Raw genomic sequence first — 23,599 nt, 5'->3', positions numbered from 1 at the left:
GGATGGCGGTTGTCGAACTGGTCGTGGCATCGGATAGTGCCAACTTCGACCCGGCAGCGCGGGATGCCGTGGTGGGGGAGACGGAACACGTGACGACTTCAGTGGGTGACCGCGGGTTGCGGCGCATCCGAACACTGGTCGACGTCGTGGCGTGGGTCGGCGGCGTGGGCTTGGCGACCACCCTCGTGCTGGAGGCCGACCACCCGGCGCGGTTCGCCGTCGTGGCCCTGGTCGCGGTGGTGCTGGGGTCGTGGTGGCTCAAGCCGCGCGGCGACAGCCGGTGGGTCGCCGCGCTGGAGGGCGTCATCGCCGCCTCCGCCCTGCTCCTGCTGCCTGCCCCGCAAGTGGTCATCGGCTTCCTGTTCGGCGTCACCACCAAGCGCGCGCTGCGCGGCGAGCGGCTGGTCGTGGAGGCGGCCTTCGCGCTGGTGGGCTACCTGGCAGGCGTGATCGCCTCGCTGGTGCTGGGCACCGGGGCGGCCCCCCACGACACGCTGCCGACGATGCTGCTGCCGCTGGCGGGCCTGGTGCTGGAATCCGCCGCGCTGCACCAGGTGGTGCGGGTGGCCCGCCGCGCCGAGCTGGCGCACCTGCGCGCCGAGGACGCGCGCGCCACGACCGCCGCCGTGCTGCACTCCAGCCCGGTCGGCCTGGTCCTCGTCGACGGCGACGGCACGCCGGGACTGCACAACGAACGGGCCAGGGACCTGCTCGGCTGGGACGGCGTGGCGGCCCCCGCGGTGCCGTGCCCGCACGGGCCCAACATCGCGGCCTGCGACCGGGGATGCCGCGACCAGCCGGTGGAGGTGCGGCTGCCCGGCGTCGAGCGCGTGGTGGCGCTGCATCCGGCGCGCGTGGAGCAGGCGATGGGACCGGACCGCACCCTGATCGCGGCGGTGGACATCAGCGTGCGCAGGCGGCTGGAGGACCAGCTGCGCCACCGCACCGAGCGCGATGAGCTGACCGGCCTGGTCGGCCGCGCCCACCTGCTGCACCTGCTCGACCGAGCGCTGGCCGACGGCGACGCGGGCCTGCTGGTGCTCGACCTCGACCAGTTCAAGGAGGTCAACGACACCGAGGGGCACCACGCGGGCGACCGGTACCTGGTCGCGGCGGCGCACCGCATCCGCGACGCGGTCGAACCGGGCGCGGTGGCCGCGCGGCTGGGCGGCGACGAGTTCGCCGTGCTGGTGCCCGGCGGCACCGAGCGGGAGTGCCTGCGGCTGGCCGCGGCGGCGCTGGCGGCGCTGCGCGAGCCGTGGTCGGATCTGGGCTACGACCTGGTGATGCGGGCCAGCATCGGCGTCGCGGTGTCCGCGCCCGGCACCGCCACTGACGAGCTGCTGCACGACGCGGACACCGCGATGTACGTGGCCAAGCGGGAAGGCGGCGGCCGGGCGCGGCTGTTCCGCCGGGAGATGGCCGAGGAGCTGCTGGCCCGCCAGCGCGACAAGCGCGACCTGCGCGCCGCGATCGGCACCGAGCAGCTGGTGCTGCACTACCAGCCCATCGTGGACCTGACCAGCTCGGCGGTGTCCGGCGCGGAGGCGCTGGTGCGCTGGCAGCGGCCGGGACGCGGACTGCTGCCGCCGCAGGAGTTCATCGGCCTGGCCGAGGAGACCGGCCTGATCGTGCCGCTGGGCGCGCAGGTGCTGACCGCGGCGTGCGCGCAGGCGGTGCGCTGGCGCGGGGAGGGCCGCTCGCTGGACGTGACGGTCAACGTGTCCACCCGGCAGCTGTCCGCGCCGGGCTTCCTGCCCTCGCTGGGCCGTGCCCTGGAGGCCACCGCCCTGCCGCCGGACGGGCTGACCATCGAGGTGACCGAGTCGGTGTGGGCCGACGAGGCGGCGATGCGGGCGCTGATGGCGGTGCGCGAAACCGGGGTGCGGGTGGCGCTGGACGACTTCGGCACCGGTTATTCGTCGCTGAGCTACCTGCACCGCTACCCGTTCGACGTGGTCAAGATCGACAAGTCGTTCACCAGGGCGCTGGGCGACACCGGCCGCACCGCGGGCGTGGTGCGCTGCATCATCGACCTGGCCGAGGTGCTGGGTGCGGTCACCGTGGCCGAGGGCATCGAGACGCGGGAGCAGGCGGACTGGCTGCGCCGCGCGGGCTGCGGCTACGCGCAGGGCTTCCTGTTCGGCCGACCGGAACCGGCTAAGGGGTGGGACTCGCTGCCGTCGCGCAACTGAGCGAGCGCTTCACAGCGGTGTGGTGGTGAAGTCCCCGGCGCCGTCGAAGCGCACCTCGTGCAGTTCGTCGAAACCCTCGTCGAAGCTGGGCGGGCGCAGGCGCTTCAGCGTGGCGAACAAACCTACTTCGGGCACCCGCGCCCGACCCGGCCTGGCGGCGTTGCGCCGCAGCGACCCCGCCGGGTCCGGCGGGAACCAGTAGCCGACCACCGGCACGGCGGCAGCCCGGCCGAGCGCGACCAACCCCGCCCGCTCCTCGGGAGAAGCGTTGGTGTTGTCCACCGCGACCGACCGGCCCGCCGCCAACCCCTCCGCCACCGCGCGCCGCTGCCGGGCCTCGCGGTGCCTGGCGCGCGGCCAGAGGTCCTTGCTCACGTGCAGGTGGGTGGCGGCCAGGTGACGGGTGTAGAAGGTGGTCTTCCCCGACGCCTGCAAGCCCACCAGGATCACCAGTCTCGTCATCGCCCTTTCCGCATCGCCCTCTCCGCTCCGTGAACGCGCCTGCCACCCCCTCTGGCACCGGGCCGCTCCCGCCTGCGAACCTGGTGCTCATGATCCTCCCGGAGCCCAAGGAGCGCCGAGCACGCGAAGCGCTGGCAGCGTTGGGACTGGACGACCACGTGACCGGCCTGGAACTGCTGACGGGCGGCGTGGTGAACACCGTCTGGATGGTTCACCGCGCGAATGCCGACGACCTGGTGCTCAAGACCACTGACGACACCCCCGAGGACCTGTACGAGGTCGAGGCCGAAGGGTTGGACGCGCTCCGCGATCACGGTCTGCGCACCCCGCGCGTGCTCGGCGTCGGAGGGGGAGGGCTGGCGCTGGAGGCGCTGACCCCGCGAGTGCCCGCCGAACCGGAGTTCTGGGAACACGCCGGCCGCGCGGTTGCCGCCCTGCACGGTGTGCACGGCGACAGGTTCGGCTGGCCGCACGACGGCTGGCTGGGCGTGCTGCCGCAACGCAACCACTGGCACGACGACGGCCACGTGTTCTTCGCGGAGCAGCGGTTGCTGCGCTACGTCGGTGAACCCAAAGCCGAAGCCGTGCTGACCAGTCGTGATCGTGCCGCCCTGGAGCGGCTGTGCGTCCGACTCCCCGACATCGTGCCCACCGCGCCACCCGTGCTGACCCACGGCGACCTGTGGCACAACAACGTGGTGGCCGCGCCGGACGGCGAACCGGTGTTCATCGATCCCGCCGTGTCGTGGATGTGGGCCGAGGTCGACCTGAGCATGATGTTCTGCGCCGACAAGTCGCCCGCCAGGTTCTTCGACGCCTACCGGGAAGTGCGACCGCTGGACTCCCGATGGCGCGAGCGGATGCCGGTGCTGTTCCTGCGCGAGGTGCTCAGCACCCTGGCCCACGAAGGCAGCCGGTGGTCCCTGGACTACCTCCGCACGGTGCTGCGCCCCTTCATGACGAGTTGACCCCTCCTCCCCGCTCTCCACGCGGTCACGGCGATCACCGCGGCGCCCGCAGGGTCAACAAGGAGATCTCACTCGGCGCGAACACCCGCAGCTGTGGCCCCCAGAAGCCCGCGCCGCGACTGGTCCAGAGCTGAGTGCGTTCCCCGTGCCCGCTCAGCCCCGACAGCACCGGCTGCTGCAGCCTCACCAGGTGGTGGAACGGCCAGATCTGCCCGCCGTGGGTGTGTCCGGACAGTTGCAGGTCCACCCCGGCCGCGGCGGCTTTGCCGACCTCGCTGGGCTGGTGGGCCAGCAGCACCACCGGATCGTCCGGACGGGTGCCCGCCAGGGCGGCGCCGAGGTCGTCCCCGTGGCCGGGCTCGCCGGAGGCGGAACCGGTGACGTCGTCGACACCCGCGAAGACCAACCGCGCTCCGCCCCGCTCCAGGACGCGGTGCTGGTTGTGCAGGCTGGTCCAGCCCAGCTCCGACATGTGCTCCAGCCACGCCTGCGCGTTGGACAGGTACTCGTGGTTGCCCGAGACGTAGAACCGCGCGCTGGCGCGGACCTCGCCCAGCGCGGCCGCTTGGCCCCGGCGCTGGGCCACCGTGCCGTCGGCGATGTCACCGACGTGGACCACCACGTCCGGCTCCGCCGCGTTCACCGCCGCCACCATGGCGCGGGACCACCGGGTGCGGTCGATCGCGCCGTAGTGGGTGTCGGCGAGGACCGCGATGGTGAGGCCGTCGAACGCCCTGTCGAGGCGGGGGAGCACGATCTCGGCACGCCTGACCCTGGGCACCCGGCGCGCCTCGACCGAGCCGTGCGCCACCAGGACCACGACGACCACCGCCAGCAGCACCGAGACCACCCGCGCCCGCAGCGGGTTGTCGACCCCGGCCACCAGCAGTACCAGGCGCACCACGTCGGTGATCAGCGTCCAGGCGAACGCCACCCAGCTCACGCCCAGCATCAGGTGGGCGATGCGGGCCGCCCGGTCGGAGCGCCGCCGCCCGTGGGCGCGGACCAGCAGGACGGGGAACGCCACGTACGCCGTGCCGAACAGCAGCAGACTGGTGACCGTCACCGGCCACGGCCACTGCGCCGACGGCGGGAACAGGCCGAACCAGGGCACCCAGAACAGCAGCGTCGCCACGGTGACCAGCACCGCGACGAAGGCCAAGCGACGCCGCGGTGCCGAGCGCGGAGGACTTGACGTGGTGCTCGACATCGCAACTCCTCGGTAAGGGACCGGTGGTCTGCTCGACCCTATCCCAACGGACCGGTGGTCTTTTGGTGGTTAACCCGATCGAGCGGTGAGGCCGATCAGTTGGTTGACCAGGCTCTCGGTCAACGCGGCGGGAAAGGTCTGCTCGGCGGGGGGCAGGCCCAGTTCGGCGGTCACCCGCGCCACCGCGTCGGTGGGGTGCGCGTGCGGCCACAGCCCGGCGGTGATCACCAGCACGGCCTCCGCGAAGTGCGTCGCCGCGTCGGCGCCGAGGTGGGGGAGCTCGGCGCGCACCAAGCGGGCGAGCCGGTGCGTGTTCGTGGTGGAGTGGGCCTTGAACACGCGGGCGAAGTCCACGCTGATGTTGCGCTCCAGCACGGAGGCCATCGCGCTGAACAGTTCGCACAGCAGCGGGTGGCGCAGCACGGAGTGGGCCACCGCGGTCGCCACGGCGATGGCGCGGCCGTAGGGCACGGGCTCGGCCACCGCTTCGCGCAAGCGCGGTTCCAACTCGTCCAGCCATGCGCTCCACCTGCGGTTCAGCACCTCCAGGAAGATCGCCTCCCGGCTGTCGAAGTAGCGCAGCACGTTGGACTTGGCCAGTCCCACCCGGTCGCTGAGCTCGCGCAGGCTGATGTCGGCGATCAGCCGCTCGGCGAGCATCGCCTCCGCCGTGCTCAGGATGGCCGCTCGTCGGGCTTCGACCTGCTCGGGGCGCCGGGCCCGCTGGAACTCGCCGCTGGTCGCCTTCATTCGTTCAGGTTATCAATACCGGTGCGAGTGGATAAGGGACCGTCGGGCTGTTAGCTTGATGGTCACTGGTCCTGAAGGGAGCCGGGATGAACGCACTGTCGATCACCGATCGCGGGGCTCTCGCAGTGGTGACGCCCGCTCTCGCGCCCCCCGGTCCGCCGGTCGGGGAGGGGTGATGGGGCCGCTGTTCGAGTTCGCCGATATGAGGACGGGGCGGCGCCGATGAGCTGCGCGTCCACGTCGCCGAGCGGCATTCGCTGGCGGAGACCGCGCTGGTTCACGAACGGGGTGAGGCCGGTGCGCTCACCGGCAAGACCGTCGTGGTTCCGGAGAGCTGAACGCTCGCGCGTGAGACAGCGGGGCGGCGATCTTGCTCGATGTGGTGATCTGGGGCAGTAGCTCCCGTGACGGACTGTTACAGAAAGGTGGTGTACCGGTGTCGGTAGTACTGCGCTTCCCGTAGTAGTGTTCACAGCACACAACCGGGAGAGGTCAATGGACACCAGTCAACTGCTGAAGGGAGTGCTGGACCTGGCCGTCCTTGCGGTGCTGCGCAAGGAGGACGGGTACGGCTATGACGTGCTGCGCCGACTCCGCCAAGGTGGTCTGGACGGCGTCGGCGACGCGTCGGTCTACGGGACGTTGCGCAGGCTCTACAACGCCGGGCTGCTGACGTCCTACGTCGTTCCCAGTGAAGAGGGGCCGCACCGCAAGTACTACAGCCTCAACGAGCCGGGGCGGGCCCGGCTGATCGAGTCGGGCAACACGTGGAAGTCGTTCGCGCGGACGCTGGACGACCTGTTGGGGGAAGTCGCATGAACACGCAGACCAACACCGAGGTGCAGCGCTACCTGGACCGGATGCGCGCCGCCCTGTCCGACCTGCCCGCCGTCGAGGTGGGCGAGATCATGGACGACGCCGGGTCGCACGTGGTCGAGGTCGCTGAGGAGCTGGGCGACGAGTTCTCCGCCGAGGCGCTGGCCGCCCGCCTCGGCTCCCCCGAGGCTTACGCGCGGGAACTCCGCGCGGCCGCCGGGTACCCGCCCGCAGCCGCGCCCGCGTCGACGGGCGGCGGGGGCGCGGCGCTGGCCAGGTTCTGCTTCTACGCCCTGGTGGCCGGTGTGGCCGCCGCTTTCGCCTTCGCCGCGAGCGGCGGCGAGCACGAACAGGTCACCTTCCTGGTCGCGGTGTGCGGACTGATCGCGGTGGCCCTGCTGTTCGGGCGGGCGGGGCTGGTGCGGGAAGTCGGCAACCTCCCGGAGGCCTCGTTCGCCCGCGACGCGATCGCCCAGGCGGAGCGGTCCGAAGCGGCCAGGGTGCTGGCCTACCTGCGCACCCTGCAGCCGGGGTGGTGGCTGCTGCGGGCGCTGGTGATCCTGGCCGCCGGTTTCCTGCTGGGCATCTCGGAGTTCCTGGTCCTGGCGCTGCCGCTGACCGCGCTGGCCCTGCTGTCGGGGCCGAGGGCCAAGCGGGACCGGCGCTGGCTGTGGATCAGCCTGCCCATCGGGGCGTTCGCGCTGGGCCTGTTCCTGACCCTGTTCGACGCGGTGTTCACCCACACTTATTACCGGGCGTCGGTCCCGCAGGCGACGTACAGCGCCACGCCGGACTACCCGGACAACATCTACGTGTTCGACAAGAACGGCAAGGCGCTCACCGACGTCTACCTCTACGACGAGGACGGGCAACCGCTGGAGTCGCCGTGGTACGGCTGCGCCTCTGGCGTCCCCCGCGCCGACAACCAGTACCCCAAGCCGCAGGTGGAGCGCGATGGGCACGGTTGCCGGGAGGTGGACGGCGTGCCGTTCGCCGTGGTGATCCCGACGCCGACGACGTCGGCCCCGCCGACCACGACCGGCCCGGTGCCGCCATCCTCCCCGCTGCCTCCCTCGTCGGAGTCCGCGCCGCCTGCCACGACCGGCTCGGTGACGACCACTGGGTGATTCAGTCACACCACCGGCAGTCGCGGCAGCACGAGGCGGAAGGTGGTCCCGGCACCGGGGGTGCTGGTCACCGACACCTCGCCGCCGTGCATCTCCACCAGCTGGCGGGTGATCGCCAGGCCCAGGCCGCTGCCGCCGGTGGTGCGGCTGCGGGACTTGTCCGCGCGCCAGAACCGGTCGAACACCCTCGGCAGGTCCTCGGCGTGGATGCCGACACCGGTGTCGACGACCTCCACCACCACCGACTCGCCTTCGGCGCGGCCGGTGACGGTGATCGTGCCGCCTGCGGGGGTGTAGCGGACGGCATTGGTCACGAGGTTGCCCAGGGCTTGGCGCAGCCGCACCGGGTCCGCGTGCAGGAACAGCCCGGACCGGCTCTCCGCGCGCAGCGCCACGCCCTGGACTTCGGCTTCGGCCCGGTGCGCGGCGACCGCCTGGCCGATCACCTCGTCCGCGTCCACCGCCTCGCGGTGCAGGCGCAGCGTCCCGGCGTCGGCTCGGGCGAGGTCCTGGAGGTCGGTCACGAGGTGCTGCAGCAGCAGGGCCTCCTCCAACAGCATCGAGATCAGCTCCGGGTCCGGGGTGGCCAGACCGTCCTGGGTCGCCTCCAACCAGCCGGTGACGTTGCCCAGCGGGGTGCGCAACTCGTGCGCCACGTCGCTGATCAGCGCCCGGCGCTGGCGCTCGGTCTCGGCCAGCGCGGCCGACATGGTGTTGAACGCCCGCGCCAGCTCGCCGAGTTCGCCCTTGGCCTCCTCGACGCGGACGGTGCGGTCGCCCGCGCCCATCCGCTGCGCCGCCGAGGTCAGCGCGCGGATCGGCCGCGCCAGCTGCATCGCGGTCAGCCACGCCGCGAACCCGGCCACCGCCAGGATCGCCGCCCCGGTCAGCGCGATGCGCGTGACGCCTGCCGTGGACAGGTCCACCGTGGCGGGTTCCGCCCCGGTCGGCGCGGTGAGGAACAGCAGTGCGGGCTGTGCCACGTAGGGGATGAGCTGCTCCCGGCGCGCGGTGGTGAGGCACTGCGCGGTTTCCGGGGGCAGGCGGGCCGCGCTCCGGTACACGTCCACCGTGAGCCGCGGCCACTGCGGGTCGAAGGCGAAGGACTTGCCGGAGCGCTCGGCGCAGGCGGCGGCCCTGTTCAGCAAGTCGGTGTTCGCGGCGACCTCGGTCGGCACGGGCAGGTCCAGGTCCTTCTCGACCGTGCACGGCGGGCCGGGAGCGGCGGAGGTCGGCCATTCCAGGTGGGGTCTGCCGGACGCCCTGGTGGAGATCCGCGCGCCGGTGCACTCGGCCAGGGCGCGGGCCTTGCGCTGGAGGTCGGCGCTCTCCTGCTCGGTCAGCTTCAGCGGGCCGACGGCGCGCGGGTCGATCTCGTCGGTCCCGCCCGCCTTGAGCGCCGGGTCGACGTTCAGCGGGTCGACCACGACCTTGGGGGTGACCGGCAGCGGCGGGGCACCGGGGCCACCTGAGTCGGCGATGGGTTCGCGGTCCTTGGTGGTCAGCGCGATCCGGCGGCCGTGCCGGGCGGCCAGGGCCCGCACGGTGGGGCCGACCTCGGACCAGTCCGGGTGCGTCGCGGCGTAGCCCAGCAACTCGTCGTAGAGGGTCGCGTCGGTGGCCAGCGCCTCGCCCTGCTCCTGCCTGATGCTGCCGGTGGTGGCCTGGGTGGCCAGCCAGGCGGTGACCGCGATCGAGCAGGCGGCGATCAGCGCCGAGACCGCGAAGAACCGGACCAGCAGGCTGTGCCGCCTGCTCATACGAGCTTGTAGCCGACGCCGTACACGGTCAGCAGCCGCTCCGGGGTGCGCGGGTCGCGCTCGATCTTGCGGCGTACCTTCATGATGTGCACGTCCACCGTACGCGCGGTGATGTAGCCGTCGTAGAGCAGTTGGCCGCGGGTGAACACCCGCCCTGGTTGCGCGGCCAGCGTGGCCAGCAGCCGGAACTCCGAGGGCGTCAGCGCGACCGGCTGCCCGGCCAGGCTCACCTCGTGCCGGACCTGGTCGATCGCCAGGTCGCCGACCCGCAGCACGCCAGAGCCCGCCGAGTGGGCACGCCCGGCGCGGCGCAGGATGGTGCGCACCCGCGCGACCATCTGCCGCGGCCGGAACGGCTTGGTGATGTAGTCGTCGGCGCCCAGGTCGAACCCCAGCAGCACGTCGTCCTCCGTCGACCGCGCGGTCAGCAGCACGATCGGCACGTCGGACTCCGCGCGCAGGACCCGGCACACGTCCAGGCCGTCGACGGCGGGCATCATCACGTCGAGCACCAGCAGGTCGGGGTTGTGCCTGCGCGTCTGGTCGATCGCCGCACGTCCGTCGTGGACCACCAGCACCGAGTGCCCGTCGTGCTCGAGGTAGCGGCGAACCAGTTCGGCCTGGTTGTGGTTGTCCTCCGCCACGATGATGTGGGCGCACACGCCAGCGAGTATGCCCTGCGTTCATCGGAGTCGAGCAGGTCGCAAATAGGTTCTTCACGATTTCCGGCGATCTTGGGGACATGAGGACGCGCTTGGGGCTGATCGCCTGCCTGGTCACGGTGCTCGTGCTGAGCTCGTGGCAGGTCGTGGGCACGCGATCGGCCGTGCGGGAAGCCATCCCCTCGCCATCGGCCACGAGCACGGTCCCGACGACCACGACCACGAGCGCCATCACGACCACAACCACGACCGCGATCACGACCACGACCACCAAGCGCGTCTACGCGTCGTCCGCAGAACTGCCCGACGGCGGTCCGATCCCGGAGCAGGGCGCCGGGACGTGGCACGTGGTTCCGGGCACCTCGGCGCCCGTCGGCAGCGGCACGCTCCACACCTACGTCGTGGAAGTCGAGGACGGCGTGCGGGTCGACGAGCAGGCGTTCGGCCAGTTCGTGCAGGACACGCTGGCCGACCCGCGCGGCTGGACCGCGCGCGGCGGCGTCGCGCTGCGGCGGGTGGACAGCGGCCCGGCGAGCATGCGGGTGCGGCTGACCTCCATGCGGACCGCCCGAGCCCTCTGCGGCTACGAGATCCCCGTGGACGTGTCGTGCCGCAACGGGGGACGGATCGACCTCAGCGCGGCCCGCTGGGTGCGCGGCGCGGTCGCCTTCGACGGCGACCTGGTGAACTACCGGCGCTACGTGATCAACCACGAGGTCGGCCACGCGCTCGGGCAGGGCCACCAGCCGTGCGCGGTCCACGGTGGACTCGCGCCGGTGATGATGCAGCAGACGTTCAGCACGTCCAACGACGAGATCGTCAGGATCACTGCGGGGGTGCCGCAGGGCGCGGTGATCCCGGCGGACGGCAAGGTGTGCGCGCCCAACCCCTGGCCGTTCCCCTGACCGGCCCGGTCAGGCGTCCTGCGGGTGGCGGGCGAGCAGCACCCGGTCCAGTCCGGTCACCCGCAGCATCCGGGACACCGGCGGGGGCGGGGCGGTCAGCTCGAACCCGGTGCCCGCCGCCAGCGCCCGCTCGCGCGCGACGATGAAGGTGGTCAGGCCGCTGGAGTCGCACAGCGCCAACCCGGACAGGTCGATCACCAGTCGGTGCCCCGCGGCCTGCGGCAACCGCGCCAGCGTCCGCTCCAGCGCGGGAGCGGTCTCGTGGTCCAGTTCGCCGGTCAGCACGACGCGGTGCGTCGTGCCCTCGGCCGCCGTGGTGATGCGCAGTCCGCTCATCCCGCCTCCGGGGGACGCGGGCCCAACGCCAGGATGGCGGTGTCGTCGGAGGGCTCGTCCGCCCAGGCCGTCAGCACCTCGGCCAGGGAGTCCACCACCGCTCGGGCGCCGGTGCCCGCGAAGCCCGCGGCCAGGGCGGGCAGCCGCTCCTCGTCCTCGCCGAGCATCAGGCCGTCGGCCCGGCGGGCCTCGGTGAGACCGTCGGTGTACAGCACCAGTACGTCGCCGGGGGTGAGGCGCGCGCTGGTGGCGACGAAGTGGGCGTCGGGCAGCGCGCCCACGAGCTGTCCGCCCGGTGTGGTCAGCACGTCGACCTCGCCGTCCGCGCGGATCACCAGCGGTGGCGGGTGGCCGCCACTGGCCAGCGACACCGCGAAGTCGTCGCCGTCGGGCTCGAGCAGCCCGAACACGACGGTGCAGAACCGCGGTGCGCCGGGGTCGTGCCGCTGGCGCAGCACGCTGTTCAGGGTGGACAGCACCGCCACCGGGTCGGTGTCGTGCACGGCGGCGGCGCGCAGCGTGTAGCGCGTCAACGAGGTCAGGACCGCGGCCTGCGGTCCCTTGCCGCACACGTCGCCCAGGAAGAAGCCCCAGCGGTCGGCGTCGAGCGGGAACACGTCGTAGAAGTCGCCGCCGACCTGGTCGCTGGACGCGGCGTGGTAGTGGGCCGCGATCTCCAGCCCCGGCACCTCGGGCAGCTCGGCGGGCAGCAGCGTGCGTTGGAGGGTGCTGGTCAGCCGCTGCAGGCGTTCCCGCTCCCGCTCGGCCTCCCTGCGGGCGCGCAGCAGTTCCCGCTCGTAGGCGCGGCGCTCCCGCGCGTCGAAGACGGTGATGCGCACCAGCAGCGGGTCACCGTCCTGGTTCTTCTTCACCGTGGCGGTGACCAGAACGGGCAGCCGGTGGCCGTCCGCGGTCACCAGGTCCAGCGCCAGCTCCCGCGCCTCGCCGTGCATCCGCAGCATCGGCGCGTAGTGCGTCTCGTGGTAGAGCCTGCCACCGACGCTGAGCAGGTCGGCGAAGCTCCTGCGCCCGACCAGGTCCTCCCGCCGGTACCCCAGCCACGTCAGCAGGGTGGCGTTGACCTTGGCGATCTCGCCGTCGAGCAGCGTGGACAGGTAGCCGCAGGGGGCGTTGTCGTAGAGGTCCTCCATGCTGTCCTCCAGCAGTGCGGAGAACGAGGCTTCGCGGTCTTCGGGCTCCTCGACCTGGTGCCCGGCGACGCTCATCACGATGACGACCTGCGGCGCAGGAACTCGGCGATGGCCGCGGTGGTCTGCTCGGGCGCGCTCAGGTGCGGGCAGTGCCCGGTGGCGTCGAGGAGCACCAGCTCGCTGCCCCTGAGCCTGCGGTGCACGAACTCGCCCACCGCCGGGGCGGCGATGATGTCCTCCCGGCACTGCAGGACCAGCGAGGGCACGGTCACCGCGGCCAGGTCGTCGCGGTTGTCCGACAGGAAGGTCACCCGCGCGAAGTGCCTGGCGATGGCCGGGTCGGTGCGGCAGAAGCTCTCGGTCAGCTCCTGGCCCAGCTCGGGACGCTCCGGCACGCCCATGATCGCGGGCGCCATGGCCGCCGACCAGCCCAGGTAGTTGCTGTCCAGGGAGTCCAGCAGCTCCTCGATGTCGGCGGCGCTGAAGCCGCCCCGGTAGTCGCCGTCGTCGACGTAGCGGGGCGAGGGGCCGACCAGGACCAGCCCGCCGAAGCGGGACGGGTCGGCCACCGAGGCCAGCACGCCGATCATGGCGCTGACCGAGTGCCCGACGAACACCGCGTCGCGCAGGTCCAGCTCCGCCATGATCTCCAGCACGTCGGCGGCGTAGCCCTCCAGCGAGGAGTACCGCTCGGGGTCCCAGGCCGACAGGTCCGACCGGCCCGCGCCGACGTGGTCGAACAGCACCACCCGGTGGTCGGCGGCGAAGGCGGGCGCCACGAGCCGCCACATGTTCTGGTCGCACCCGAACCCGTGGGAGAAGACCAGGGGGCGGCCGCCTTCCGGACCGGTCACCGTCACATGGTTCCTGCTCCACACGTCCATGGTGGGAAGTATCCCACCATGGTGGCGGCGCACCCGCTCGGGCGGTTTGGACCCGTCCGAGCGGAGGTACACCGGGCGGCGAGGAAAGGTGGAGCACATGGCAGTTGCCTGCGACGACCGCGTCGACCTGGCGCTGAGGTCGGTCCTGCCGCTGGCGCAGTTGCGCCGCCGGATCACCACGGCGCTGGCGGATGTCGAGGACGAGCGGTTGACCGACGTGCTGCTGGTGGGCAACGAGCTGGTCAACAACGCCTACGAGCACGCGGCCTCGCCGCGGCCGGTCCGGCTGGCGCGGCTGGCCGACCGGGTGCGCATCGAGGTCGACGACGCCAGCCCCCACCGCCTGCCGGTGCTGGGCAGGCCGGGTGGGCAGCCCGTGGGCCTGGGACTGCTGGTGGTCGCGCGGCTCGCGGTGGACTGGGGTGTCGAGCAGCACGAGGACCACAAGACCGTGTGGGCCGAGGTGGGCACCGGCTGAGGGCCTCGCCCCGACCGGCGTTGAGCCGTTCGGGCGGTCTGCGCGTGCTGCTGTTCCCCACCGGGGACCGGGTCTGCGACCTTCTCCCTCCCGGCACGTGGAGGTGTCATGGGCGGACGTTGGCGGACGGCGGTCCTGGTGCCGCTGCTGCTCGCGGCGGGCTGCGGCGGGCTGGGGGCCGACCCGGCCGACGACCCCCGCGCCCTGGTGACGATGGGTTTCGGTCTGCCGGACGAGCACGCCACCGCGCGGGTCGCGGTGTTCCGGCGGGCCAATCCGGACGTCGACCTGCGCATCACCGAAGGCGCCTTCGACGAGCAGCAGTTCCTGTCCGCGGTGGCCGCGGGCGAGCCGCCCGACGTGGTCTACGCCGACCGGCGCAAGCTGGGCGGCTACGCGGCCAGGGGCGCGGTGGTCAGCCTGGCCGACTGCGTCCGCGAGCACGGCGTGGACCTGGGCCAGTTCCGCGAGGCGGCGCTGCGGCAGGTGACCTACGGGAGCGAGGTCCACGGCCTGCCGGACTTCTCCAGCGTCCGGCTGCTGATCGTCAACAACACCGCGGTGCGCGAAGCCGGTCTGGACCCGGCGGCGGTCGCCACGTCGGACTGGGCGGCGCTGGCGGGGATGACCGACCGGCTGGCGCGGGTGGAGGGCGGGCGGCCCCGCCGCATCGGCTTCGACCCCAAGGTGCCGGAGTTCCTGCCGCTGTGGGCCAAGGCCAACGGCGTCGAGCTGGTCGGCGGCAGCGGGGTGGACGTGCGGCTGGACCACCCGAAGGTGGTCGAGGCGGTGCGCTACACCGCGGACCTGGTCGCCGCGCAGGGCGGCTGGGCGTCGTTCCGGGCCTTCCGCGACACCTTCGACCAGTTCGGCGCCGCGAACCAGTACGTCACCGGGCAGCTCGCGGCCATGGCGATGGACTCCTGGTACATCAACACGCTGGCGACCAACTCGCCCGATGTCGACGTCACCGTCGCGCCGTTCACCGACCGCTCGGGCGCGCCGCTGACCGAGTCGGGCGGCCAGGCGTGGGCGATCCCCAAGGGCGCCCGGCACCCCGAGGCGGCCTGCCGGTTCCTGGTCACCATGACCGCGACCGACACGTGGGTCACCGCGGCCACCGCCCGGCGGGACGCGCTGGCCGGGGCGGGCAGGCCCTACGGCGGCACGTTCACCGCCAACCGCGTCGCCGACCAGCGCATCTTCGACGAGGTCTTCGACCCCAGGGGCAACCGCGTGCTGGAGCGGGGGGTGCCGATGGTGCTGGCGCTGCAGGACCAGGCGTTCGCGCTGCCGCCGAGCCCGGCGGCGAGCGAGCTGGTGCGCGCCTGGGAGGGGGCGGTGAACCGGGTGCTGACCGGTGGGCAGAACGCCGAGGAGGCGATGGCGCAGGCGCAGCGGGAGGCCGAGCGGGCGCTGCGGCGCGTGGGCGGGAGGTAGCGGCGTGGCGAGCGTGAGCAGGCGCGAGTCGCGCGCCGGGTGGTTGTTCCTGCTGCCGTGGATCATCGGGTTCCTGGCCTTCACGGCGGGACCGATGCTGTTCAGCCTGTGGTTGTCGCTGACCCACTACGACATGCTCAAGCCACCGCGGTTCGTCGGGCTGGAGAACTACCGGGAGGCCGTGCGCGACGAGCGGGTGGCCACCGCGCTGTGGAACACGGCGTTCTACACCGTGCTGCACGTGCCCTCGCAGATCGTGCTGGCGCTGGCGCTGGCGAGTCTGATGCGCCGCGCCGGGCGCGCGGCGGGTTTCTTCCGCACCGTGCTGTACCTGCCGGTGATGACGCCGCCGGTGGCGCTGGCGGCGATGTTCCTGCTGCTGCTCAACGGCCAGAACGGCGCGATCAACGAGTTCCTCGGCTGGTTCGGCTTCACCGGTCCGAACTGGACCACCGACCCCGCGTGGGTCAAGCCGGGCCTGGTGCTGATGAGCCTGTGGACGGTGGGCAGCACGGCGGTGCTGTACCTGGCCGCCCTGACGCGGGTGCCCCTGGAGCGCTACGAGGCGGCGCGGCTGGACGGCGCGAGCCCGTGGCGGCAGTTCTGGCACGTCACGCTGCCCGGCATCAGCGGCACGGTGTACTTCACCGTGGTGGTGAACACCATCGCCTCGCTGCAGGTGTTCACCGAGGCGTACGCGATGTTCTTCGGCGCGCGCGACCAGCAGTCCAAGGAGGGCGACGCGGCGCTGTTCTACGTGATCCACCTGTTCCAGGAGGCGTTCGGCTCGCTGCGGATGGGCTACGCCTCGGCGTTGGCCTGGGGCTTGTTCGTGGTCATCGCCGCCGTCACCGCCGTGCAGGTGCGGCTGTCGCGCCGGTACGTGCACTACGAGGGGGAGCGGTCGTGAAGCGCGCGCTGGTGCTGCTCGGGTTGCTCCTGGTCGCGGTGGCGTTCGTCTACCCGTTCTGGTGGCTGGTGAGCGCGTCGCTGAAGGACCGGGCGCACGTGTTCGACAACGCGCTGCTGCCCGCGCCCTTCTCGCCGGGCAACTACGTCGAGGTGTGGCGGGCGGTGCCGCTGCTGACCTGGATCGGCAACAGCGTCGTGGTGGGCCTGGCCGCCGCGGTGGCGGTGACGCTGAGCAGCGCCGCGGTGGCGTTCGGGTTCGCGCTGTTCCGCTTCCGCGGTCGAGGCCCGCTGTTCGGGCTGGTGCTGGCCACCATGATGCTGCCTGCCGCGGTGACCATGGTGCCGGTCTACCTGGAGTGGCACGCGATCGGCCTGGCCACCACGCAGGTCCCGCTGTGGGCGCAGAACCTGTTCGGCTCCGCCTTCTACGTCTTCCTGCTGCGCCAGTTCTTCCTCGGGCTGCCCAGCGAGGTGTTCGACGCCGCCAAGGTCGACGGCGCGAGCCCGTGGCGGCTGTTCACCGGCATGGCGCTGCCGCTGGCCAGGCCCGGCCTGGTCGTGGTGTTCGTCTTCGAGCTGAAGAACGCCTGGACGGATTTGGTCAAGCCGCTGATCTACCTGCGCGAGGCGCAGCTGTACACGCTGCCGCGCGGGCTGAAGGCGGTGCTGGACCGCTTCGGCGAGGGCGGCGAGGCGCAGTGGGAGCTGGTGCTGGCCGCCAGCACGGTGGCCACGGTGCCGATGGTCCTGCTGTTCCTGGTCGCGCAGCGGTACTTCGTCCGGGGGACGGTGACGCAGCACGTCGAATGAGCCGCGTGGTCTACTTCGGTCCGTTCGCGGAGCGGAGGAGGTGGCGGTGCCCGAGGTGCACTGCGCGGCGGGACGGGTGCTGGTGGTCGTCGACCCGGAGGGGACGCCGGGGGAGCGGGCGGTGGCCCGGTTGGCCGAGCTCGGCTACGAGGGGGACGGGGTGCTGCACCTGTCGCGGACCGACGGCTGGGCCGAGCGGCGGCTGCGGGACGGCGTCCTGGTCGTGGACGTCCTGGTCCGCTCCGCCGCGCTGGAGTCCCTGGGGGTCGACGCGGAGGCGTTCACCGAGAGGTCCCGCGTGGACCGGCGAGCGGTGCGGCTGCTGCGCGTGCGGGGCGAGGCCGCGGAGGGCGAGCGGCTGCCGGACGCGACGACCGTGGTGGCCGTGCCGCCGGGGACGCCGGTGCGGCGGGTGCTGGCGGACCTGGACTCCGGCGTGGAGTGGCCGCTGGTCCTGGCGCCGCCCCAGCGGTGAGGCGCCGTTCTGGAACGTCATTCCGGGATGCTCGTGGCCCCGTCCGGTGTTGTGATGGGTGATCGGACCGCGGTACGGAGTGAGGAGAACCGATGCCACTGACCGGCGAGTACGAGCCCAGCCCCGAGAAGTGGGTGCGCGAGCAGGTCGAGCTGTACGAGAGCTCGGGCGGCACCGAGGGCACGACCTTGCGCGGCATGCCCGTGATCGTGCTGACCACGAAGGGCAACCGGTCGGGCAAGATCCGCAAGACGCCGCTGATGCGCGTCGAGCACGACGGCGTCTACGCCGTGGTCGCCTCGCAGGGCGGTGCGCCCAAGCACCCGGTCTGGTACTACAACATCCGCTCGACGCCGACGGTGGAACTGCAGGACGGGCCGGTCCGCAAGGACTACACCGCGCGCGAGGTGACCGGCGAGGAGAAGGCCGTGTGGTGGGAGCGGGCCGTGGCCGCGTACCCGGACTACGCCGACTACCAGCGCAAGACCGACCGTGAGATCCCCGTGTTCGTCCTGGAGCCGGTCCAGGAGGGCTGAGGTCGTCCCGGCGGGCGGGTCCGGCTCGCCCGCCGGGAGCGCGGTCAGCTCACGGCGTCCTCACGAGCCGGGTTGGGCCCGGTGCTCGCGGGCCTCCAGCAGCGCCACCGCCAGGAACAGGTCCTGCAGGCCGATGCCGGAGCTGTCGAAGACGGTGATCTCGTCGGCGGAGCGGCGTCCCGGCGACCGGCCGGACAGCACGTGCCCGAGCGCGGTCGGCTCGGCGTGCGCCGGGGCGTGCTGGAACTCGCCGATCTCCCGCGACTGGGCGGGCCAGTCGCAGAACAGCCGCGCGGTGGCCAGCAGCTCCGGCGGCAGCTCCTGCTTGCCCCTGGCGTCGGAGCCCATGCTCGCCACGTGGGTGCCCGGCCCGATCCAGGCGGCGTCGAACAGCGGGGCGCGGGAGGTCGTCGCGGTCACCACGACGTCGGAGGACCGGCACGCCTCCTCGGCGGAGGCGGGCACGGCGGTCAGCCCGTGCCCGGCCAGCTTCCGCGCGAACGCCGCGCCCCGATCCGCGTCGCGGGCCACCACGCGCACCACCTCGAACTCGCGCACGCGGGCCAGCGCGGCGCACTCGTGGAACGCCTGGTGGCCGGTGCCGAAGACGGCCAGCGCCCGCGCGTCGGGGCGGGCCAGCGCGTCGGCGGCCACCGCGTCGGCGGCCGCGGTGCGGTAGGCGTTGGCCTGCCCGGCCTCGATCACCGCGCCGATCCGGCCGACTTCCTGGTCGAACAGCAGCACCAGCGAGTTGTGCCGGGGCAGCCCCCGCTCGGCGTTGCCCGGCCAGTAGCTGCCGACCTTCAGGCCCGCCACCTCCGCGGTGGCGGCCGACTTGACGGTGAACCGGTTGGCCCGCGCCGAACCGTGCCCGAGCACCGCCGGGAACGAGTGCGCGTCCTCGTCCACCGCGGCCAGCAGCGCCCGGCGGGCGGCCGCGTAGGCCAGCTCGTGGGTCACCAGGGCGGCGGACTCCGCCTCGGGGATGAAGATCACCGGGTCACCAGCCGTTCACGCGGCGCCACGTGCTCGCGCCGACCTGGTAGGAGTCGTGCTGCGCCGCGGTGGCGCACGCGTGGTTGGGCAGGACGCGGACCCTGGTGCCCACCGGCAGGTCCGGCAGCGGCCGGTCGCTGCCCGCGCGCATCGACAGGGTGCCGTGCTCCTGGCTGGCGTCGGTCATCAGCAGGTCCGGGTAGATCCCGCCGTCCAGGGCGGCGACCAGGCCGTAGCCCTGGTCCACCGGCTGCCGCGCGGTGCCGCGGTCCCGCGATGTGGCCATCCACCCGCCGTCGGTCATGATCCAGCCCTTCTCCGGGCGGTGGCCGATGACGGTGACGACCACCGACAGCGCCAGGTCCTCCAGCGAGCACACGCCGAGGCCCGCCATCACCAGGTCGAAGAAGACGAAGTTGCCCGCCCGCACCTCGGTGACGCCGGTCAGGTCCGTCACCGCGTGCGCGGTGGGGGTGGAGCCGATGCTCACCACGGGGCAGTCGTGGCCCGCCGCGCGCAGGTCCTCCGCCACCCGCACGGCCGCCGCGCGCTCCGCCTCCGCGGCGGCCACCAGCGCTTCACGGGTGTAGCAGAAGTAGGACTCGCCCGCGTGGGCCAGCACACCGCGCAGCCGCGCACCATCAGCGAGCTCCTCGGCGATGGCCACGACCTCCGGCGAGCCGGGCAGCACGCCGCCGCGGTGGCCGTCGCAGTCGACCTCGACCAGCGCGGGGATCGCCGTCCCCGCCGCCCTGGACGCCTCGGCCACGGCGGTGGCCTGCGCGACGCTGTCGAGCAGGACGACCAGGTCGACGCCGCGCTGACGCAGCGCGAGGACGCGGTCCAGCTTCGCGGGCGCGATGCCCACCGCGTAGACGATGTCGGTGAAGCCCGCGTCGGCGAACGCCTCGGCTTCGCGCAGCGTCGACACGGTGATGGGGCCGGTGCCGCCGTCGAACAGCAGCTTCGCCACGTCGACCGACTTGGCGGTCTTGACGTGCGGGCGCAGCGGGGTGCCCAGCGCGTCCAGGTGGGACCGCAGACGCGCGATGTTGCGACGCACCTTGTCCTCGTCCAGCAGCAGGTAGGGGGTCTCGGTCATCGTTCCCCGTTCACGGTGTCGGTGTTCGTGGCGTCGGTGTTCGTGGTGCCGGTGTTCGTGGTGCCGGTGGAGCGGCACTCGGCCAGGTCGGCGTAGAGGGAGGCGCGGGAGATGCCCAGCCTGGCGGCCACCCTGGGCGCGGCCCCGCGCACGTGGAAGACGCCGCGCCGGTCCAGAGCGCGCAACAGGGGCAGCCGTTCCCGCCTGCTCAGCCCGTGCACCGGCTTGGCCAACGCCAACTCCTCATCGCGCAGCACGGCGTCCACGACCTCGTCGACGTCGTCGGTGAACGTGGTCGGCACGGGTGTCGCCGCGGTTCCGGCCAGGTCCGCCAGCAGGTCGCCGACCTGGCGCAGCGCGGTGACGTCCAGGTTCACGCACAGCGCGCCGAAGACGTGACCCCCCTCGTCGCGCAGCGGCAGGGTGGAGGACTTGACCACTCGGCCGGACGGTGTGCGGGTCAGGTAGTTCAGCTGGGGGGTCGCGTCGTCGCCCTCGGCGAGCACGCTCAGCCCGATCTCGCTCATCGCGCCGCCCACCCGCCGGTTGGTCAGCTCGCCCGCGACCGCCACCACCGAGTGGTCCGGCTGCCGGTAGTCGTGCAGCACCAGTTCGCAGGAGCGGCCGAAGGTCGCCGCCAGGCCGGGCAGCACATCCTTGAGCGCGTTGAGGATCGCGTCCGCGGTCATGCGGAGCAGTCTAGACAGACAGTCCAAGAGTTGGACAGATTGTCAGACAAATCTCGTCAGGGGAGCTGTCCGAGGACCTGGTCCAGGGCGAAGTCGAGCCGCTGCGCGAACGCGCCGGGTGCCAAGTGGGCATGGACGCTGTCCAACGCCGGGTATCCGCCGCGCGACAGGGCCTCGGCGAGCCTGTTGTCGCCGGGCTCGGGCTGCGCCTGCTCCTCGTGGACCAGGCCGAGCGTGAGGTAGAGCAGGCTCCAGGTGGTCCAGGCGGCGCGCCTGTCGTCCACGCCCCCGGCGAGCAGCGCGGCCACGAGTTCCTCCGCGAAGCGCAGCGTGCCCGGTTCGGCGGTGTAGGTGCCGATCACGGTCGCCGCGCCGTCGCGGTGGGCCAGCAGGGCGTGCCGGAGCCTGCGCGGGAGTTCGGCCGCGCGGTCGCGCCAGTGCTCGGGCAGGTCGTTCAGGGCGACCTGGGCGAGGATCGCGTCGGCCATCAGCTCGCGCAGTCGCGCCTTGCTCTTCACGTGCCACAGCACGGTGTTCATCCGCACGCCGAGCCGGGCGGCGACGGCACGGGTCGACACCGCTTCCAGGCCCGCCTCGTCCAGCAGGGCCAGCGCGGCGCTCACCACGGTGTCGCGGTCGAGTCGGGGCGGACTGGGGCGGCCCGCTTGCTTATTGGTCATTGACCTAGTCTAGGGATATTGGTCAATGACTAAGGAGGAGTGGTGGAGGACGTCATCGTGGTCGGCGCCGGGCCGACCGGGCTGTGGCTGGCCGCCGAACTGCGCCTGGCGGGCGTGGGCGTCACCGTGCTGGAGGCCCGGCGCGAGCGCGACCCGCATTCCAAGGCGCTGACGCTGCACCCGCGCACGCTGGAGCTCCTGGCCTGCCGGGGGTTGGCGGAGCGGTTCCTCGCCGAGGGGCTGCCCATTCCGAAGAGCCACTTCGGCGGGTTGGAGGAGAGGCTGGACTTCGGCGTGCTCGACACGCCGTTCCCGTTCACGCTGTTCCTCCCGCAGGCCCGCACCGAGGAGCTGCTGGAGCGGCACGCCGTGGAAGCCGGTGCGCGGGTGCGGCGGGGCGTACGGGTCGCGGGTGTCGACCAGGACGCCGAGGGCGTGACGGTCGAAGCGGACGGGGAGGTGTTCCGGGCCCGGTACGTGGTGGGCTGCGACGGCGTGCGCAGCACCGTGCGCGCGGCGGCGGGCATCGACTTCCCCGGCACCGAGGCCAACACCTGGGGCTGGCTGGGCGACGTGGTGCCCGAGCGACCGCCTGCGGGACCGCTGATCACCAGTGGACCCCGCGGCGGGATGATCGGTGTGCCGGTGGCGGGCGAGGTCTGGCGCTTCGTCGGGGTGGACCCCTCGGGGCTGCGCGCCGACCACCCCGGTGAGCTGACCACCGAGGAGCTCTGCGCCGCCGTCACCCGGATCACCGGCGCCGACTTCGGCGTCCGCGAGGTGCGGTGGTTGTCCCGCTTCGGCAACGCCACCCGCCAGGCGGCGCGCTACCGGGCGGGCCGGGTGCTGGTCGCGGGCGACGCGGCGCACCAGCACTTCCCCACCGGCGGGGTGGGCCTCAACACCGGTGTGCAGGACGCGGCCAACCTCGGCTGGAAGCTGGCCGCCGTGGTGCGCGGGGAGGTGGGCGAGGACCTGCTCGACAGCTACCACGACGAGCGCCACCCCGTGGGTGCGCAACTGCTGCGCGTCACCAGGGCCCAGACCGCGCTGATGACCGCCTGGTCGGGGGAGGGGCAGGCGCTGCGCGCACTGCTGAGCCACGCGATCGCCGCCGTACCGGCGTTCTCCCGCGCGCTGGCGGAGGAGGTTTCCGCGCTCGCCGTGGCCTACCCGGCGCCGGAGGGCGCGCACCCGCTGACCGGCAGGCGGGCGCCGAACTTCCGGTTCGACGACGACGACCTGTTCACCCGGCTGCGGGGCGGACGTCACGTCCTGCTCGACCTCGACGAGGTGCGGCCAGGTGAGGCGCGGGAGGACTGGGCGGGCGTGGCCACCGCGCTGATCCGGCCCGACGGGCACGTCGCCCGCGTGGACCTCCGACGTCCGGTCACGGGGGCCGACGAGGCGGCCTGAGGACTCCTCCGGGGAGCGGGTGGAGGGATGAGCCAGACCGACGCGGGTGCTGTTTGGTCAACGATCCCGCGTCGATCTGGCCGGTCCGCCACAGCGGTCCTACCGTGCAGACCACGCGCGCGCACGGCGACAGCGGATTACCCACCGCTGTGGATCTGACACGCGAACGCCCGATCTTCTTCGGCAGCCCGCGCGACCACCGCATTTCGGCGGGTTGGTTGGCTCGGTGGCGAGGGGGCGAGCCCTCGGGGCGCGTCGGCCCCTCACCGGTGGGGTGAGCTCGGCGCGCCCGTGCCCGACATTGTGGTGAACATTTGACGACCGTGGCGCGAAAAATCATCCGACGTGCCGCGGCGACCTGGGGTGAACCAGCGGCGGTCCGAATTGCCGGAAGTGCCGACGGCGAAAAGCGGTGAGGCCCACCGGGTGTTCCCGGCGGGCCTCACCGCTCGACCGGACAGCGGTCCGGTCCGGTTATTCGTTCATCCGTGCGTCACCCGTGCGCGCGGTGTCCGCGGCTGGTCACCAGGTGGTACACGGCGAGCACCACGATGGAGCCGAGGATGGCCAGCAGCCAGGTGCTCAGGTCGAAGAAGCTGCCGATGTCGGAGCCGAAGAGGGCGCGACCGATGAAGCCGCCGAGGATGGCGCCGATGATGCCGAGCAGCATGGTGATGATGATGCCGCCGGGGTCCCTGCCGGGCATGATGGCCTTGGCGATGGCGCCGGCGATGAGACCCAGAACGATCCAACCCAGGATGCCCACGGTGTGGTTCCTTGTCCTCGTGCCACGCCGTCTTCGGTGGTGCGGCGTGGTCCCTGTCGACGCCGGGATGCCC

The 23,599-nt window shown here is 72.7% G+C and carries 25 protein-coding genes; 12 read left to right on the top strand and 13 right to left on the bottom strand.

Annotated features, from left to right (window positions below; all coding sequences use genetic code 11):
* Positions 1-89 precede the first annotated feature (89 nt).
* Positions 90-2,195, top strand: a complete 2,106-nt coding sequence (locus JOF41_RS38275) for a putative bifunctional diguanylate cyclase/phosphodiesterase (protein ID WP_209619628.1) — start codon at positions 90-92, stop codon at positions 2,193-2,195.
* A gap of 9 nt (positions 2,196-2,204) precedes the next feature.
* Here the strand turns inward: JOF41_RS38275 and JOF41_RS14910 are convergent, their stop codons facing one another.
* On the bottom strand, positions 2,205-2,657 hold the full coding sequence (locus JOF41_RS14910; protein WP_209619625.1) for an ATP-binding protein: 453 nt from the start codon (positions 2,655-2,657) through the stop codon (positions 2,205-2,207).
* A gap of 89 nt (positions 2,658-2,746) precedes the next feature.
* Here JOF41_RS14910 and JOF41_RS14905 point away from each other — a divergent pair, with 89 nt between their 5' ends.
* The gene (locus tag JOF41_RS14905; RefSeq protein ID WP_189227280.1) at positions 2,747-3,625 is read left to right on the top strand and encodes a fructosamine kinase family protein; all 879 of its coding nucleotides are present in this window, start codon (positions 2,747-2,749) and stop codon (positions 3,623-3,625) included.
* 34 nt (positions 3,626-3,659) lie between these two features.
* On the opposite strand, the gene JOF41_RS14900 is transcribed toward JOF41_RS14905, so the two are convergent.
* Positions 3,660-4,835, bottom strand: a complete 1,176-nt coding sequence (locus JOF41_RS14900) for a metallophosphoesterase (protein ID WP_209619622.1) — start codon at positions 4,833-4,835, stop codon at positions 3,660-3,662.
* 69 nt (positions 4,836-4,904) lie between these two features.
* Entirely contained in the window at positions 4,905-5,585 is a 681-nt protein-coding gene (locus JOF41_RS14895; protein ID WP_189227278.1) for a TetR/AcrR family transcriptional regulator, read from the bottom strand.
* A gap of 495 nt (positions 5,586-6,080) precedes the next feature.
* Between JOF41_RS14895 and JOF41_RS14890 the strand changes: the two genes are divergently transcribed.
* Positions 6,081-6,404, top strand: coding sequence for a PadR family transcriptional regulator (locus JOF41_RS14890; protein ID WP_189227277.1), 324 nt, complete (start codon positions 6,081-6,083; stop codon positions 6,402-6,404).
* A complete protein-coding gene (locus JOF41_RS37065; RefSeq protein WP_189227276.1) occupies positions 6,401-7,528 on the top strand; it encodes an HAAS signaling domain-containing protein in 1,128 nt (375 codons plus the stop codon). Before JOF41_RS14890 ends, JOF41_RS37065 begins: the two co-directional genes overlap by 4 nt.
* A gap of 5 nt (positions 7,529-7,533) precedes the next feature.
* Here the strand turns inward: JOF41_RS37065 and JOF41_RS14885 are convergent, their stop codons facing one another.
* Both JOF41_RS14885 and JOF41_RS14880 read right to left on the bottom strand, forming a co-directional pair.
* A complete protein-coding gene (locus tag JOF41_RS14885) occupies positions 7,534-9,288 on the bottom strand; it encodes a sensor histidine kinase (RefSeq protein ID WP_244989598.1) in 1,755 nt (584 codons plus the stop codon).
* A complete protein-coding gene (locus JOF41_RS14880) occupies positions 9,285-9,950 on the bottom strand; it encodes a response regulator (RefSeq protein WP_189227274.1) in 666 nt (221 codons plus the stop codon). The genes JOF41_RS14885 and JOF41_RS14880 overlap by 4 nt, the downstream gene beginning before the upstream one ends.
* An 80-nt stretch (positions 9,951-10,030) precedes the next feature.
* On the opposite strand from JOF41_RS14880, the gene JOF41_RS14875 reads away from it, so the two are divergent.
* Entirely contained in the window at positions 10,031-10,855 is an 825-nt protein-coding gene (locus tag JOF41_RS14875) for a DUF3152 domain-containing protein (RefSeq protein ID WP_209619608.1), read from the top strand.
* Positions 10,856-10,864: 9 nt separating this feature from the next.
* Here JOF41_RS14875 and JOF41_RS14870 read toward each other — a convergent pair whose 3' ends face one another.
* From JOF41_RS14870 to JOF41_RS14860, 3 genes are read right to left on the bottom strand one after another with little or no spacing between them, the layout of a single operon-like run.
* Positions 10,865-11,191 (bottom strand): STAS domain-containing protein, encoded by a 327-nt coding sequence (locus JOF41_RS14870; protein ID WP_209619605.1) that lies wholly within the window; start codon positions 11,189-11,191, stop codon positions 10,865-10,867.
* The gene (locus JOF41_RS14865; protein ID WP_209619602.1) at positions 11,188-12,417 is read right to left on the bottom strand and encodes a PP2C family protein-serine/threonine phosphatase; all 1,230 of its coding nucleotides are present in this window, start codon (positions 12,415-12,417) and stop codon (positions 11,188-11,190) included. The genes JOF41_RS14870 and JOF41_RS14865 overlap by 4 nt, the downstream gene beginning before the upstream one ends.
* A complete protein-coding gene (locus JOF41_RS14860) occupies positions 12,417-13,196 on the bottom strand; it encodes an alpha/beta fold hydrolase (protein ID WP_276530117.1) in 780 nt (259 codons plus the stop codon). The genes JOF41_RS14865 and JOF41_RS14860 overlap by 1 nt, the downstream gene beginning before the upstream one ends.
* Positions 13,197-13,323: 127 nt before the next feature.
* On the opposite strand from JOF41_RS14860, the gene JOF41_RS14855 reads away from it, so the two are divergent.
* The 6 genes from JOF41_RS14855 (at position 13,324) to JOF41_RS14830 (ending at position 17,877) form a co-directional block, all read left to right on the top strand.
* A complete protein-coding gene (locus JOF41_RS14855; RefSeq protein WP_189227269.1) occupies positions 13,324-13,704 on the top strand; it encodes an ATP-binding protein in 381 nt (126 codons plus the stop codon).
* A gap of 108 nt (positions 13,705-13,812) precedes the next feature.
* Positions 13,813-15,144, top strand: coding sequence for an extracellular solute-binding protein (locus tag JOF41_RS14850; RefSeq protein WP_209619599.1), 1,332 nt, complete (start codon positions 13,813-13,815; stop codon positions 15,142-15,144).
* 4 nt (positions 15,145-15,148) lie between these two features.
* Positions 15,149-16,054, top strand: a complete 906-nt coding sequence (locus JOF41_RS14845) for a carbohydrate ABC transporter permease (protein WP_189227267.1) — start codon at positions 15,149-15,151, stop codon at positions 16,052-16,054.
* The gene (locus JOF41_RS14840) at positions 16,051-16,866 is read left to right on the top strand and encodes a carbohydrate ABC transporter permease (RefSeq protein WP_189227266.1); all 816 of its coding nucleotides are present in this window, start codon (positions 16,051-16,053) and stop codon (positions 16,864-16,866) included. The genes JOF41_RS14845 and JOF41_RS14840 overlap by 4 nt, the downstream gene beginning before the upstream one ends.
* 46 nt (positions 16,867-16,912) lie before the next feature.
* Positions 16,913-17,341, top strand: coding sequence for a hypothetical protein (locus JOF41_RS14835; protein ID WP_189227265.1), 429 nt, complete (start codon positions 16,913-16,915; stop codon positions 17,339-17,341).
* A gap of 92 nt (positions 17,342-17,433) precedes the next feature.
* Positions 17,434-17,877, top strand: coding sequence for a nitroreductase family deazaflavin-dependent oxidoreductase (locus tag JOF41_RS14830; RefSeq protein ID WP_189227264.1), 444 nt, complete (start codon positions 17,434-17,436; stop codon positions 17,875-17,877).
* Positions 17,878-17,937: 60 nt separating this feature from the next.
* Here JOF41_RS14830 and JOF41_RS14825 read toward each other — a convergent pair whose 3' ends face one another.
* The 4 genes from JOF41_RS14825 to JOF41_RS14810 are packed head-to-tail and all read right to left on the bottom strand — an operon-like array spanning position 17,938 to position 21,344.
* Complete coding sequence (locus JOF41_RS14825; protein WP_209619596.1) at positions 17,938-18,873, bottom strand: ornithine cyclodeaminase family protein; 936 nt, start codon at positions 18,871-18,873, stop codon at positions 17,938-17,940.
* Positions 18,874-18,877: 4 nt separating this feature from the next.
* Positions 18,878-19,975: an alanine racemase gene (locus tag JOF41_RS14820; RefSeq protein ID WP_209619593.1), complete on the bottom strand. Its 1,098-nt coding sequence runs from the start codon at positions 19,973-19,975 to the stop codon at positions 18,878-18,880.
* On the bottom strand, positions 19,972-20,664 hold the full coding sequence (locus JOF41_RS14815; RefSeq protein WP_209619590.1) for a helix-turn-helix transcriptional regulator: 693 nt from the start codon (positions 20,662-20,664) through the stop codon (positions 19,972-19,974). Before JOF41_RS14815 ends, JOF41_RS14820 begins: the two co-directional genes overlap by 4 nt.
* Positions 20,665-20,720: 56 nt before the next feature.
* A complete protein-coding gene (locus JOF41_RS14810; RefSeq protein WP_189227260.1) occupies positions 20,721-21,344 on the bottom strand; it encodes a TetR/AcrR family transcriptional regulator C-terminal domain-containing protein in 624 nt (207 codons plus the stop codon).
* A 42-nt stretch (positions 21,345-21,386) separates the two neighbouring features.
* Between JOF41_RS14810 and JOF41_RS14805 the strand changes: the two genes are divergently transcribed.
* Positions 21,387-22,760, top strand: coding sequence for an FAD-dependent monooxygenase (locus tag JOF41_RS14805; RefSeq protein WP_307867415.1), 1,374 nt, complete (start codon positions 21,387-21,389; stop codon positions 22,758-22,760).
* Positions 22,761-23,253: 493 nt separating this feature from the next.
* On the opposite strand, the gene JOF41_RS14800 is transcribed toward JOF41_RS14805, so the two are convergent.
* Complete coding sequence (locus JOF41_RS14800) at positions 23,254-23,526, bottom strand: GlsB/YeaQ/YmgE family stress response membrane protein (protein WP_189227258.1); 273 nt, start codon at positions 23,524-23,526, stop codon at positions 23,254-23,256.
* Positions 23,527-23,599: the final 73 nt, after the last annotated feature.

The organism is Saccharothrix coeruleofusca (assembly GCF_017876325.1).
In the GTDB taxonomy this organism is placed as follows: domain Bacteria; phylum Actinomycetota; class Actinomycetes; order Mycobacteriales; family Pseudonocardiaceae; genus Actinosynnema; species Actinosynnema coeruleofuscum.
Note: the sequence above shows the minus strand (reverse complement) of the source record. Positions and strands in the feature narration are given on the sequence as shown.